General features: G+C 63.8%; 9 protein-coding genes. 4 read left to right on the forward strand and 5 right to left on the reverse strand.

The genetic code is table 11. The features are described from left to right. Window positions 1-78 precede the first annotated feature (78 nt). Window positions 79-1,728, forward strand: coding sequence for an ATP-dependent DNA ligase LigA (gene ligA / locus ACFR9U_RS16685; protein ID WP_247378252.1), 1,650 nt, complete (start codon window positions 79-81; stop codon window positions 1,726-1,728). Between the two features lie 115 nt (window positions 1,729-1,843). Continuing rightward, a complete protein-coding gene (locus tag ACFR9U_RS16690; RefSeq protein WP_247378254.1) occupies window positions 1,844-2,545 on the forward strand; it encodes an MBL fold metallo-hydrolase in 702 nt (233 codons plus the stop codon). Between the two features lie 28 nt (window positions 2,546-2,573). Here the strand turns inward: ACFR9U_RS16690 and ACFR9U_RS16695 are convergent, their stop codons facing one another. The 3 genes from ACFR9U_RS16695 to ACFR9U_RS16705 all read right to left on the reverse strand — a co-directional run bounded on the left by ACFR9U_RS16695 (window position 2,574) and on the right by ACFR9U_RS16705 (window position 6,366). Further along, window positions 2,574-2,753: a hypothetical protein gene (locus tag ACFR9U_RS16695; protein ID WP_247378257.1), complete on the reverse strand. Its 180-nt coding sequence runs from the start codon at window positions 2,751-2,753 to the stop codon at window positions 2,574-2,576. 119 nt (window positions 2,754-2,872) lie between these two features. Continuing rightward, window positions 2,873-3,973: a DNA topoisomerase IV subunit A gene (locus ACFR9U_RS16700; RefSeq protein ID WP_247378259.1), complete on the reverse strand. Its 1,101-nt coding sequence runs from the start codon at window positions 3,971-3,973 to the stop codon at window positions 2,873-2,875. A 2-nt stretch (window positions 3,974-3,975) separates the two neighbouring features. Next, window positions 3,976-6,366 (reverse strand): DNA topoisomerase VI subunit B, encoded by a 2,391-nt coding sequence (locus ACFR9U_RS16705; protein ID WP_247378261.1) that lies wholly within the window; start codon window positions 6,364-6,366, stop codon window positions 3,976-3,978. A 172-nt stretch (window positions 6,367-6,538) separates the two neighbouring features. Between ACFR9U_RS16705 and gyrB the strand changes: the two genes are divergently transcribed. Next, the gene (gene gyrB, locus ACFR9U_RS16710; protein WP_247378263.1) at window positions 6,539-8,464 is read left to right on the forward strand and encodes a DNA topoisomerase (ATP-hydrolyzing) subunit B; all 1,926 of its coding nucleotides are present in this window, start codon (window positions 6,539-6,541) and stop codon (window positions 8,462-8,464) included. Between the two features lie 3 nt (window positions 8,465-8,467). Further along, on the forward strand, window positions 8,468-10,960 hold the full coding sequence (gene gyrA, locus ACFR9U_RS16715) for a DNA gyrase subunit A (protein WP_247378266.1): 2,493 nt from the start codon (window positions 8,468-8,470) through the stop codon (window positions 10,958-10,960). Window positions 10,961-11,022: 62 nt separating this feature from the next. On the opposite strand, the gene ACFR9U_RS16720 is transcribed toward gyrA, so the two are convergent. Both ACFR9U_RS16720 and ACFR9U_RS16725 read right to left on the reverse strand, forming a co-directional pair. Then, window positions 11,023-11,451 carry a universal stress protein gene (locus tag ACFR9U_RS16720; protein ID WP_247378268.1) on the reverse strand — a complete coding sequence of 143 codons (429 nt, stop codon included), beginning with the start codon at window positions 11,449-11,451 and terminating at the stop codon, window positions 11,023-11,025. 76 nt (window positions 11,452-11,527) lie between these two features. After that, complete coding sequence (locus tag ACFR9U_RS16725; protein ID WP_247378270.1) at window positions 11,528-13,315, reverse strand: acyl-CoA dehydrogenase family protein; 1,788 nt, start codon at window positions 13,313-13,315, stop codon at window positions 11,528-11,530. Window positions 13,316-13,444: the final 129 nt, after the last annotated feature.

Below are 13,444 nucleotides of genomic sequence, written 5' to 3' on the forward strand. Positions count from 1 at the left end.
CTCGCTGACCTGACTTATACCTGATGCGCTCGGACGGCTCCGGGCGATTTAACTCCGGGACGTGGCTACGGACGGTCGATGGAGTTTGCCGCGTTCGCCGACCACGCCGGGGAAATCGAAGCCGAGCCTGCGGACTTGGAGATCGTCGCCCTGGTCACGGAGTTGTTCGAACGAGCCGACGACGACCTCGCGACGATCGCCCGATTCCTTCAGGGGCGTGTGTTCCCAGCCCACGACTCGACGACGCTCGACATCGGCCCGCGGCTCTGTTACGAAGCCATCGCCCGCGCCGCCGGCAAGAACGTCTCGGCAGACGACGTCGAGGACCGACTGGCCGAGGTCGGCGAGATCGGCGAGGTCGCTGCGAGTTACGAGTTCGGTGGCCAGCAGGGACTTGGCGCGTTCACCGGCGGCGGGGCGGACGGCCTGACGGTCAGCGAAGTCGACGAGGAGTTGCGAACGCTCGCAGCCGTCGAAGGCAGCGGCAGTCAGGACACGAAACTCGACATCCTCTTCGGACTGTTCAACAGAGCCGATCCCGACGAGGCCAGGTATCTCGCCAGACTCGTCCTCTCGGAGATGCGCATCGGCGTCGGCGAGGGAACGGTCAGGGACGCGATCGGCGACGCCTTCGACGTCCCGGTCGCGTCCGTCGAGCGTGCCCTTCAGGTCTCGAACGACTACGGCCTCGTTGCTGAAGTCGCCCGCGACGAGGGCGAGGACGGGCTGGATTCGCTCTACCTGGAGACCGGACGACCCGTGCAGGCGATGCTCGCTCAGGCCGGGACCGTCACCGATGCGCTCGAGGCGTGGGACGAAGCCGCGGTCTCCTGGAAGTTCGACGGCGCGCGAATCCAGGTGCACTACGACGGCGACGACGTGTCGCTGTTCTCCCGGAACATGGAGGACGTGACCGACGCGCTGCCGGAAGTCGTCGAGTTCGTCGAGGCCAACCTGACCGCCCCGGCGATCCTCGACGGCGAGGTCGTCGCGGTCGACGACGAGGGTGACCCGCTCCCGTTCCAGGAGATTCTCCGTCGCTTCCGCCGGAAACACGACGTCGCGAAGGCGCGCGAGGAAGTCGCGGTCGAACTGGAAGCGTTCGACTGCCTCCACGCCGACGGCGACGACCTGCTGGACGTCGCACTGCCGGCTCGCCACGAGCGATTGGTCGAGGTCCTGGACGACGGCGTCGCGGGACTGTGGATCACCGACGACCCCGACGAGATCGCCGAGGTCGAATCCCAGGCCCTCGACGCGGGGCACGAAGGAATCATGCTCAAGAACCCCGAGTCGACGTACTCGCCCGGGCGGCGCGGGCAGAACTGGCTCAAGCGCAAGCCGGACGTCGAGACGCTCGACCTGGTCGTCACTGGCGCGGAGTGGGGCGAAGGACGGCGCGCGGAGTTCCTCGGAACGTTCATGCTCTCGGTTCGCGCGGGCGAGGAGTTCGAGCCGATCGGCAAAGTCGCCACGGGCATCACCGACGAGGAACTCGCGGAGTTGACCGACTTGCTGGAACCACACGTGCTGACCGAAGACGGCAAAGACGTCGAGATCGATCCCGCCGTGGTGTTCGAGGTCGGATACGAGGAGATTCAGGCGTCGCCGACGTACGAATCGGGCTGGGCGCTCCGGTTCCCGCGATTCCTCGGCGTGCGCGACGACAAGAACCCCGAAGACGCCGATACGAAAGCCCGCGTCGAGCGCCTCGTCGAGGACCAGTAGGTCAGACTCCGCGTCGGTGAGGGACAACATCCCGCCGGGACGACCCCTCGAAATCGGAATTGTGCGTGCGACTGGATCGACAGCGGTTTTTCGTGGTCTCGACCTACTGTCGTCCATGACCGTAGACCACGGGACACTCTCCATCGAGTGGTCCGGGTTGGCGACAGTTCGGATCGAATCGTCGGACGGAACGGTCGTCTACTTCGATCCCGGACGGTACGGCGTGCTCGACGACTACGACACACGGGACGGCGACCTCGTATGCGTCAGTCACGTCCACCACTACGATCCGGACGGCATCGAGCGGGTCGCGAACGACGACGCGACCGTCGTCGTCCACGAAGCCGTCCACCACAGCGAGACGGACAGGGACGTCACTCCGGTCCGCGACCTCCCCTTCGAGGTCAAACGCGTCGACGACGAGACCGACACCGTCGAGGCAGGGATCATCCTCCGGACGCTGGCCGCGTACAACCAGCCAGACGGTCCGCACGTGGACGAAAACGGTGAGCCGTACCACCCGAAAGGGCGAGGCTGTGGTTTCATCGTCCACGTCGACGGTGAGCGGGTCTGCTGGCCCGGCGACACCGACGTCCTCGAGGGCCACGCCGAACTCGACGTCTCGGTTTTCCTCCCGCCGATCGGCGGGACGTTCACGATGGATCGCCACGAGGCTGCCGACCTCGCCGAAAACCTCGACCCGGACCTCGTCGTTCCGATCCACTACGACACCTTCGACGAGATCGCGGTCGATGCAGCGGCCTTCGCTGCTGACCTCGAACAGCGAGGCGTCCACGTCGAACTGGACGAGTCGTAACCGACCTGCGTTCTCGTTGGTCGGCGATCTATTCTCGGTGGTGCGGCCAGTTGTCGGCCTCGACGAACTCGTTGCTGCCACAGGCCCCACACTCGGCGGGTGCCTCGTAGTGATGGTCTCCGGCCTCGCGTCCCGTCACCGTTCCGGCGTGGACGACCTGGCAGTCGGTGCAGACGTACGTCCGCGGATGCTCTGGCGTATGTGCCATACTCTCAAGTCGATCCGAAGGGGGATAAAAGTCAGAAGCAACTCTCTGCTCCCGGGCACTACCGCCAGTTCTCGTTGCCGGAGTAACGTACTGCAGAACAGGTGACGCTCAGAGCCCGATCAGATGACGCCCATCTCGTCGAGTCGCTCGGGGAGGTAGGTGTCCGTCACGAAGTCCAGGCCGCGTGCTGCGAGCGACTGCTGTTCTGCCTTCTTCTCGATGTCGAGCTGGAGTTCGATCTGCTCTTTCCAGTAGTCGGAGGTAAAGCGCGGGTCTTCGAGTTCGGACTCCAGGGCGTTGACGTCCGAATCGCTGAGCGGGTCCGTCGGCAGGTCGTAGTCGACGATGTCCTCCGGCTGGATGCCGATGTACTGTGCTTCCGGGGTCGCGAGGTACTCCGAGAGGTGTGCGGATTTGATCGAGCCGTACGCGACCGACCCGAAGATGCGGTACGACCACGGGTCGCCGTCAGTGAAGACAGTCACCGGCAGGCCCAGTTCGTCGTGGAGCCGCTTCGTGATCCGGCGAGTGGCGCGCGCCGGCTGGCCTTTCAGGTGAACGATGATGGCGTTGTACTCCTCGTCGAACCCGTTCTCGACGAGTCGGTCGCGCATACCACCGGTCTCCACGCACAGGACGAAGTCCGCGTCGTTGTCGAGGAACTCGATGGTGTCCGGGTTGTTCGGAATCTGGTATCCGCCCTCCCCGACGTCCTCCTGACAGTGGATCTCGCGTTCGCCCCGCCGGGTCTGCTCGCGGATCCGGAGCGGCCCCATGATAGTCGCGCCGGATTCCTCCGGTCGCATGTGGAACTCCTCGCGGCGCACCTCCGAGACGATTTCCAGGTCCTCGATGAGCTGGTTGGACTCGTCCTGGGAGTTGAACTGGGCGTCTTTCTCGTCGAAGGACTCGCTCAGGTAGTACAGCTCACGCAGGGTGGACGAACGGTCTTCGTCGAGCTGCTGGGCGAGGAAGTCGATCGTATAGATCGCCTTCAACAGCTTCTGGGCACCGCTTACGGTCTTTGCACTCCGAGTACTGTGACGGTCGCCGTACACCCAGACGCCCTTCTCGTCGTCGAAGACGATGTTGCTCTTCGTCCGCGTCGGGATCGACATCGTCGGGACGTCGCCGTGGTCGAACTGGTCGTAGAACTGTGCCGCGAGATCGATCAGTCGCTCGCGGGCGTCGCCTTCCGCTTGTGGTGAATCCGTACTCATTGTTATGCGTCGATCGTCAGTTTCTCGTCCTCGATTCCCTCGACCTGGATGTCGAACGTGGCCTCGCCGTTGACGTTGTACTCGATGGTCGCTTCTTCACCGGCTTTCACCGTCGGCGACCACTTCACGAACCACTCGCCGTCCATCTCGACGACCTCGGCGCCCTCGATCTCGCCCGGATCTTCCGTGACGATGTCGGTGATCTCCAGGCTCGCGTTCGTGGAGTCGTTGTTCTCGATGACCAGTCGCACCACGTCGTCGGCGCGTTCCCGCTCGACGAGGACGTTGTTCATGATGCGAGCCAGCGTGTCGTCGATGTTCAACTCGCCCTTGCCGGTCACGCCCTCCAGCTTCTCGGCCATCGCCGGGAGGATCGTCGCGAGTTTGTCCTGCTTGCGCCGGCGCTTCTCCATCGACCGCCGCTTCTTGAGGTAGGACTTCAGGTCGCGTGCCGAGTCGCGGATCGCCCGCTCGATCTCGTCTTCGATTTCGGGAACGTTCGCCACCGCGTCCTTGGACTCGCTGGTGAAGGGCACGTTCGTCGACGCGACGTGAACCATGATGACGGCCGGCCCGTTCGGAATCCCGCTGCCGCCGGGCTGGTCGAGTTTGTAGTTGCGCCAGTTGATCGTCTTGACCACGTCGGTGATGGCACAGGCGCCGCGCTGGTAGACGAGCGGGACCCGGTTCGCGAATCGCATCACGTCCGTCTTGCCGCCTTCTTCGAGTTCGCCGCCGTAGGCGATCCCGGCTTCGACGATGAACGGATCGCCGCCGTGGACCGACGCGTCGCGCGTCGTCGACGAGTAGAAGTCCGCGTCGAACACCTTCTTGAGCCCTTCCAAGACGAGGTCGTCGGTGATCGGCGAGAGACAGTCGGTCGGCGGCGCGATGATGTCGGCCGCGCGCATCGCCTCGTGGAGTTCGCTCGCCATGTCCCGATCCTCGGCGATCTCCTTGATCTTGGGGACGTCGTCGGGGACGGTCCGCATCCGCTCCCAGAGCGCGTCGGTGACCTTTCCGCGCGCCTTCTCCCCGAACGTCGCGTCGTCGTACTCCTCGGTGTCGTCGGCTGATTTGTCGACGTACTGTTCGAGTTGTTTGCGCGTCACCCGGTCGCGGACGTCGTCGTCGCGGTTCTCGAACTTCGCGGCGATGCGCTCGGCGAGCCCCTGTACGTGGGCGTCGTCCTTCCGGTCTGTCGTCGCTCGGTCGACGAGCTGATACACGTCGGCCGTTCGCTCGGCCGTGATCTCGGCCCAGGCCGCTTCGACGGCGTTCTCCTGGACCGTGTCGCCGAACGTCGTGTCGTGGTCCTCGCCGACGGTCTCTGCGAAGTTGGCGACGACCTCGACCAGTTGGTGGTGCGCGATGAGTTCGCGCTCCTGGACTGCGTCGGCGATCGACTGGGCGAACTCGCTGGTGGCCTCCTGCCCTTTGTTGGCGACGGCGTCCTCGACGGCGGGAGCAACATCACCGTCCTCATGCTCGCGCGGGGCGTTCCAGGCCATCTCGCGACCGAAGTGATGGTCGCGGAAGTTGTCGATGATCGACGCCGACGTCTTCCCGCCGACGCGAGTGAACTCTTCCTGGAGGAACCCCGACGCGGAGTAAGAATCAGTGGCGTCGAGCATCTTCTGGAGGGTCCCCAGTTCGACGCCGTGTGGGTGCGGGCGAATCTCCTCGGTTTCGGCCGGGAGCTGGTCGGTCGCCCGCTCGTATTTCATGTGTTCCTTGGGCTCGCGCAGTTCGAGGCGCGCGTGCGGGTTGACGACCGCCGTGTGCTTGACGTAGTCGTGGAGCTGCTGGCGAGCGCGCATGTTCGCCTCCATCTCGACTTCGATGCGCGTCCCGTGCGGGCGGTCCCACGACGTGGTGTCTTCGACTTCGATCTCGGGTTCGTTGCTGTCCGTGTCGATGGTGAGTTCGAAGTACTTGGCGTCTGCACCGCGCTGGGTCCGGCTGGTGACCTTCGCAGGTTTCCCGCTGGTCAGTTGCGAGTAGAGGACGGCAGCGGAGATCCCGATCCCCTGCTGCCCGCGGCTCTGTTCTCTGGCGTGGAAGCGAGACCCGTAGAGCAGTTTCCCGAAGATCTTGGGGATCTGCTCTTTGGTGATGCCGGGCCCGTTGTCCTCGACGATGAGCCGGTAGTAGTCGCCGGCTTCCTGAATTTCGACGTAGATATCGGGGAGAATACCGGACTCTTCGCAGGCGTCCAGTGCGTTGTCTACGGCTTCCTTGACGGCCGTCACCAGCGCCCGGGCGCCCGAGTCGAACCCGAGCATCTGGCGGTTCTTCTCGAAGAACTCGGCGATGGAGATGGACCGCTGAGACTCTGCCAACTCCTCGGCGATCCCCTCTCCCTCGGCGAGCGTCGATTGGTACGAGGTCATCTTCTGGCTGTTTGTACCCCCGGAGGGGTTAAATGTTGTACGCTGCCGGGGTGAAAGTGAAACTCGACCGGAGAGTGGCCGAGAGTGTGCTAAACAGTACCAAAGCACGGCTCGCGCGCGCGAGCGTGCGGGAGTTTTATCAAGCCCCGTACCCTACGACGCTATAGATTTCATGTCTAAGGAGCCTGAATACGGAGCCAGGCAGATACAGGTCTTAGAAGGGCTGGAGGCCGTCCGAAAGCGGCCTGCGATGTACATCGGCTCGACTGACTCTCGCGGACTCCATCATCTCGTCTACGAAGTCGTTGACAACTCCATCGACGAAGCGCTCGCTGGATACTGTGATTCGATCGAGGTCACGATCCACGAGGACAACTCGGTGAGCGTCAGCGACGACGGACGAGGGATTCCCGTCGACACCCACGAGGAACACGACAAACCGGCACTGGAAGTCATCATGACGATCCTCCACGCCGGTGGGAAGTTCGACAACAAGTCCTACCAGGTCTCTGGTGGTCTCCACGGCGTCGGCGTGTCGGTCGTCAACGGCCTCTCGAAGTGGCTCGAAGCAGAGGTCAAGCGCGACGGGACGGTCTGGGAGCAGCGCTACGACCACGGCGAACCCGAGTACGACCTTCGCGAGGCGCGCGAGATGGAACCCGACGAGGAGACCGGGACGACCATCCGCTTTTGGCCAGACGACGAGATCTTCGAGACCGACGAGTTCGAGTTCTCGACGCTCGAAAGTCGGCTTCGCGAACTGGCCTTCCTCAACTCCGGCGTCGAGATCACGCTCCGCGACGAGCGCGACGGCGAGGAGGCGACTTTCCTCTACGAGGGCGGCATTCGCGAGTTCGTCGAGTACCTGAACGAGACGAAAAACCCCCTTCACGAAGACGTCATCTACTTCGAGGACGAGGGCGACATCGACGAGGGGACCGTCCACCTGGAGGTGGCGATGCAGGCCACCGACGAACTTCAGGGCTCGATCCACGCGTTCGCCAACAACATCAACACCCGCGAGGGCGGGAGCCACCTCACCGGGTTCAAGACCTCCCTCACCAGGGTGATCAACGACTACGCGAACGAGCACGGCATGCTCGGCGACCTCGACTCGAACCTCAAGGGCGACGACATCCGCGAGGGACTAACGGCCGTCATCTCGGTCAAACACCCCGATCCGCAGTTCGAGGGCCAGACGAAGACGAAACTCGGGAACAGCGAAGTTCGGGGGATCGTCGAGAGCGCCGTCCACGAGAAGTTGGCGACGCACTTCGAGGAGCACCCCGACGTGGCCAAGGCGATCATCTCGAAGGCCGTCGAGGCCGCAAAGGCCCGCAAAGCAGCCAAGAAGGCCGAAGAGCTCACCCGACGGAAGAACGCGCTGGAATCGACGGCGCTCCCCGGCAAACTCGCCGACTGTCAGACCAAAGACCCGACCGAGTCGGAGCTGTTCATCGTTGAGGGTGACTCCGCAGGCGGCAGCGCGAAACAGGGCCGCAATCCGGAGTTCCAGGCGATCCTCCCGCTGGGCGGGAAGATCCTGAACGTCGAGCGACACCGCCTCGACCGGATTCTGGAGAACGACGAGATCCGCAGCATGATCACGGCGATCGGGACGGGCATCGGCGACGAGTTCGACATCGAGGACGCGCGGTACGAACGCATCCTCATCATGACCGACGCCGACGTCGACGGGGCGCACATCCGGACGCTCCTCCTGACCCTGTTCTACCGCCACATGAAGCCGCTCATCGAGGCGGGCTACGTGTACGCGACGCAACCGCCGCTGTACCGCATCCGCTATCGCGGCAATACGTACGACGCGATGACCGAGCAGGAGCGCGAACAGATCGTCGCCGAGAAATGCGACGGGAACCCGACCCAGGTCCAGCGGTTCAAGGGGCTCGGCGAGATGAACCCCGAGCAACTCTGGGAGACGACGATGAACCCCGAGAACCGCCATCTGAAGCAGATCACCATCGAGGACGCCGCCGCGGCGGACAAGATGTTCTCGGTGCTGATGGGAGACGCAGTGGGGCCGCGCAAACAGTTCATCAAGGAACACTCGCCGGAAGCCGAGTGGGTCGACATCTAAACGATGAGTTCAGACATACCAGACGGTCCAGAAGACCAACCGACCGTGCCCGCTGCGAACGTCGAACGGGTACGCGTCGAAGACGAGATGGAGCAGAGTTACATCGACTACGCGATGTCCGTCATCGCGGGCCGCGCACTCCCGGACGTCCGTGACGGGCTAAAGCCCGTTCACCGGCGCATCCTCTACGCGATGCACGAGATGGGCGTCTCCTCGGGGAGCAGTCACCGCAAGTCCTCGTCCGTGGTGGGCGAGACGATGGGTGACTACCACCCCCACGGCGACCAGGCCATCTACGACACGCTCGTGGGCATGGCCCAGGACTTCGGGATGCGCTACCCGCTCGTCGACGGCCAGGGGAACTTCGGGTCGATGGACGGCGACCCCGCCGCGGCCATGCGGTACACCGAGGCCCGGATGAGTTCCATCTCGGAGGAACTGCTGGCGGACATCGAGAAGGACACCGTCGACTTCCAGCCCAACTACGACGACCGGCTGACCGAACCGGAGGTCCTCCCGGCGGCGTACCCGAACCTCCTGGTCAACGGCTCGACCGGGATCGCCGTGGGGATGTCGACGAAGATTCCCCCGCACAACCTCGGTGAGGTCATCGACGCCACGATCCACCTCATCGACAATCCGGACTGTTCGGTCGAGGACCTGCTCCACTTGGAGGAGAGCCCCGGACCGATCAAGGGCCCCGACTTCCCGACGGGCGCGAACATCGTCGGCCGGAACGACGTCCACAAGGCGTACAAGACCGGTCGCGGTCGCATCACGGTCCGCGCCGAGTACGAGGTCGACGACGAGGACGGCCGCATCGTCATCACGGAACTCCCGTATCAGGAGAACAAGGCCCGGATGGTCGAGCGGATCGCCGAGGACGTCAACGAGGGGAAAATCGAGGGTATCAGCGACCTTCGGGACGAGTCCGACCGCGACGGCGTCCGCATCGTCGTCGAACTCAAGCGCGGTGCGAACGTGGACGTCGTGGAGAACCAGCTGCTGGAACACCACCTCGAATCGACGTTCGGCGTCATCAACCTCTCGCTGGTCGACGGGCAGCCCCGCGTGCTGACGCTCAAGGAGACCTTAGCGGAGTACGTCGACCACCGCAAGGAAGTCGTCCGGCGTCGCAGCCAGTTCGAACTCGACGAGGCCGAGGACCGCGCCCACATCCTCGAAGGGCGGCTCACCGCCGTCGAAAACACGGACGACGTGATCGAACTCATTCAGGACGCCGAGGACCGGGGGTCCGCCAAGGAGGCACTCAAGTCCGAGTTCGACTTCTCTGAGGACCAGGCCGACCACATCGTGCGGATCCAGCTCGGCAGTCTCACCTCCGCAGAGGTCGAGGAGATCGAGACGGAGTACGAGGAAGTTCAGGAACGGATCGAGCGCTTAGAGGAGATCCTCGGCGACGAGCAGGAACTGCTCGACGTCATCAAGGACGAACTCGCGGAGATCAAAGACGAGTACGACGACGAGCGCCGGACCAAGATCATCGAGGACACCGGCGAGGTCACTCACGAGGACCTCATCCCGGAGGAAGACTGCGTGGTCGTCATCACCGAGGACGACTACATCAAGCGGATGCCCGTCGACAAGTTCGACCCCCAGGGTCGCGGCGGGAAAGGCATCATCGGCGCGGACCCCAAAGAGGGTGATCGCGTCCACAAGGTGTTCAGAGCCAATAGCCACGATTACCTGCTCTGTTTCACCAACCAGGGGCAGGTCTACCGGCTGAAGACCTACCAGGTCCCGGAGATGAGCCGGACCGCCCGGGGTAATCACATCCGGAACGTCATCGAGGGCATCGACGACGGCGAGGAGATCACGGCCGTCGTCAACACCGACGACTTCGAGTCCGACGAGTGTCTCACGATGGTCACCCGCGACGGCTACGTCAAGCGGACGCGCACGACAGAGTTCGAGAACATCCGCTCGACGGGGATCATCGCAGCCTCGCTGGAGGACGGTGACGAACTCGTCGACGTGGAGGTTACCACCGGGGACCAGGACCTCGTCATCGCCACCGAAGGCGGCATGACGATCCGCTTCGACGAGGACGAGGCCCGCGAGATGGGCCGGACCGCACGCGGCGTCGGTGCGATCAAACTGCAGGAGGGTGACGCCGTCACCGGCCTGGTCGCGACCGACGAGCACGACGAGCGTGCGCTGCTGACAGTCACGCAGAACGGCTACGGCAAGCGGACGAAGCTCAGCGAGTACCGCTGTCAGTCCCGCTACGGGAAAGGTCTCATCGACATCAAGACCGGGGGCCGAAACGGCCCAGTTACGGCCGTGAAAGCGGTCACCGAGGAGGATCACCTCATCATCATGAGCGAGCACGGGCAGATCATGCGCATCCGCGCCTCTGAAATCTCGACCGTCGGCCGGAACACGATGGGCGTCACCATCATGGAACTGGAGGGCAACGACGGCGTCGCGAGCGTGACCGTCGTGCCTGCACCCGAGACTGACGACGAGGAATAGCGACACCGACCGATCGATTCGTTTTTTCCGAAGAGCAGAACCGAACGTTGTGAGCGCGTGCGTTAGGCGTCGAGTCCGACCGTCAGCACTGGCACGGGCGCTGTTTCGACGACCCGCTGGGAGACGCTGCCGACGACGTTTCGCTCGTAGCTGTCGCCGCTGGTGCCCATCACGACGAGATCGATGTCGTTGTTCTCGACGTAGTCGACGATACACTCGGCGGGGTGGCCGATGTCGACGTCGCCGGTCGCTTCGATCCCCTGCTCCTGTGCGTTGGTGACGGCGTCGTCGATCGCCGTGAGCGCCTCTTCCTCGAGTTCCTGCCGAACTTCCTCGACGCGGTTGTCGTCGAGGACGAGGAACGCGCGGTCGTCGACGACCGACAGGACGTGCAGCGTCGCGTCTCTCGTCGCTGCGATGTCGAACGCGTGTTCCTCGACTCGGTCGGCATGTTCGCTTCTGTCCGTGGCAAAGAGGATCGACTCGTACATCTACACGTCCACACTGACGACGGAAACAAAAGCACTTCGCGATGAGTCTCAGTTCGTGGGAACAGTTCCTCGGGAGTCAGTCGTCGGCCGGTGCTGGTTCGACCAGCGCGTCGGGGTCGAGGGGCGCGTACCGGACGATCTCGTCGAAGTACTCGTGGGGCAGCGACTCGCCGTCGGTGATGCCACGAGCGTCGGGCTGTTCGAACCGGGTTTCGACGAACCACTCGGCCACGAGCACGCGGCGACCGTTCTCGTCGGCGTCGATTTCGGACTGGGCGCGCTCGAGCAGGAGCGACGCCGTGACCACGTCGAAGATGTAGTCCGCCAATTGTTTGGCCTCGTGCTGGGCGTACTCCTGGCTCTCGCCTGCCAGCGCGACCATCGCCTCCTGCATGTCCGCGAACTCGTCCTCAACGGTCTCCGCGAGGTCGACCAGCCGGGGATGCTCGACGGCTTCGACGTGCTCGCGGACGAGGGGGAACAGCGCTTCGTGCGCGGCCTCCTTGTTGAGCACGCGCAGGACGTCGAGTGACAGGATGTTCGAGGTTCCCTCCCAGATTGGGAGGACCTGAGCGTCCCGAAGGAGCTGTTCGGTCGTATAGCCGTTGACGTAGCCGTTGCCGCCCTGGATCTCGCAGGCGTAGGAGGCCGTGTCGACGGCCATCCGGGCGGTCTTGTACTTCGCGATGGGGACGAGCAACCGCATCAGTTTGAACGCGGTTTCGTCGTCCTCGTCGGCCATGTAATCGGCGTAGTGTGAGGCGGCCTCGAAGGCGAACGCCAGCGCGGCAGCGTAGTCGACCTGCATGTCGACGAGGTCCCGCCGCATCAGCGGGTACTCGTCGATGGTCGAGCCGAACGCCTCGCGATTGGCCGCCTGGACCTTCGACTCCAGCAGCGCGCGACCCATACACCCGACCGAGCCGGTGGCGTTGGTCAGCCGCTCGAAGTTCATCATCTCGGCCATCAGCTTGAACCCCTCCTCGGGTTCGCCGACGAGATACCCCTCGGCGCCCTGGAACTCGACCTCGCCGGTCGGCACGGCGATCGTCCCGAGCTTGTCCTTCAGTCGGCGGTAGAGCTGGTCGTTGAGCGCTCCACTCTGTTTGGTGTGGGGCACCAGGAAGAGCGAGAGCCCCTCCGTCCCCTCGGGTGCGTCTGGGCGGCGGGCCAGCGCGAGCGTTCCCTCGGCGTCGATGTTCGAACAGAACCACTTCTCTCCGTAGAGCTCGTAGACGCCCTCCTCGTCAGTTGGTTCGGCCGTCGTCTCGTTGGCACCGACGTCGCTCCCGCCCTGTTTCTCGGTGAGGAACATCGCGCCCTCGATGTGGTCGTCGTAGTCCCGGCTAGTGAGCCCCGCGAAGTACTCCGCTAAGAGGTCGGCGTTCGGGTGGTCGTCGTCGACGTACTTGTCGAGGACGATCGCGGCTCCGGTCGTCATCGAGATCGGGCAGACGAACCCGCCGTCGACGAACGAGAGGATGGTCTGTTGCGTGAGAACGTGCTGGAATCCCAGCGGCTCGTCACGACCCGGGGGTGCGTGGAAAACGTCGTGTGTGAGCCCGCGTTCGTACACCAGTTCGTCGTTTTCGTGCTGGAGCGGGTGGTACTCGACGTGGTTCTGGACCTCGCCGTGTTTGTCGTAGGTCCGCAGTTCGTGGCCTTCGCGGTCAATGATCTCCGAGTTGTCCGCGATGACGTGTCCAGTCACGTCACCGAGTTCTGAAAGCCGCTCCTGGGCCCACTCGAACTCCGCGTCCGGATACGCCCAAGCGGCTTCGGCCCGCAGCGTGTCGTCGAGTTCCCAGTAGTTGCAGTGTCTCCCCTCCTCCAACTGGCTGTAGTCGATGGGGCGGTCTACCATACCACGGTTATTGGAACCATTCTACATAAACTCACGACAAACCTGTTGTTGGTTGTTACAGCGTTTATTCTCGCGCTACGGATAGATCTCCTCGAATTCGTGTCTCGTACACGCTGTATTACGTGAGAC

Origin of the sequence: Halorientalis brevis, from assembly GCF_042678165.1 — an archaeon.
Taxonomy (GTDB): domain Archaea; phylum Halobacteriota; class Halobacteria; order Halobacteriales; family Haloarculaceae; genus Halorientalis; species Halorientalis brevis.

Excerpts from the sequence above, each read along its gene's own strand:
- ligA (WP_247378252.1), top strand. The coding sequence starts at position 79 with ATGGAGTTTGCCGCGTTCGCCGACCACGCCGGGGAAATCGAAGCCGAG.
- ACFR9U_RS16690 (WP_247378254.1), top strand. The coding sequence starts at position 1,844 with ATGACCGTAGACCACGGGACACTCTCCATCGAGTGGTCCGGGTTGGCG.
- ACFR9U_RS16695 (WP_247378257.1), bottom strand. The coding sequence starts at position 2,753 with ATGGCACATACGCCAGAGCATCCGCGGACGTACGTCTGCACCGACTGC.
- ACFR9U_RS16700 (WP_247378259.1), bottom strand. The coding sequence starts at position 3,973 with ATGAGTACGGATTCACCACAAGCGGAAGGCGACGCCCGCGAGCGACTG.
- ACFR9U_RS16705 (WP_247378261.1), bottom strand. The coding sequence starts at position 6,366 with ATGACCTCGTACCAATCGACGCTCGCCGAGGGAGAGGGGATCGCCGAG.
- gyrB (WP_247378263.1), top strand. The coding sequence starts at position 6,539 with ATGTCTAAGGAGCCTGAATACGGAGCCAGGCAGATACAGGTCTTAGAA.
- gyrA (WP_247378266.1), top strand. The coding sequence starts at position 8,468 with ATGAGTTCAGACATACCAGACGGTCCAGAAGACCAACCGACCGTGCCC.
- ACFR9U_RS16720 (WP_247378268.1), bottom strand. The coding sequence starts at position 11,451 with ATGTACGAGTCGATCCTCTTTGCCACGGACAGAAGCGAACATGCCGAC.
- ACFR9U_RS16725 (WP_247378270.1), bottom strand. The coding sequence starts at position 13,315 with ATGGTAGACCGCCCCATCGACTACAGCCAGTTGGAGGAGGGGAGACAC.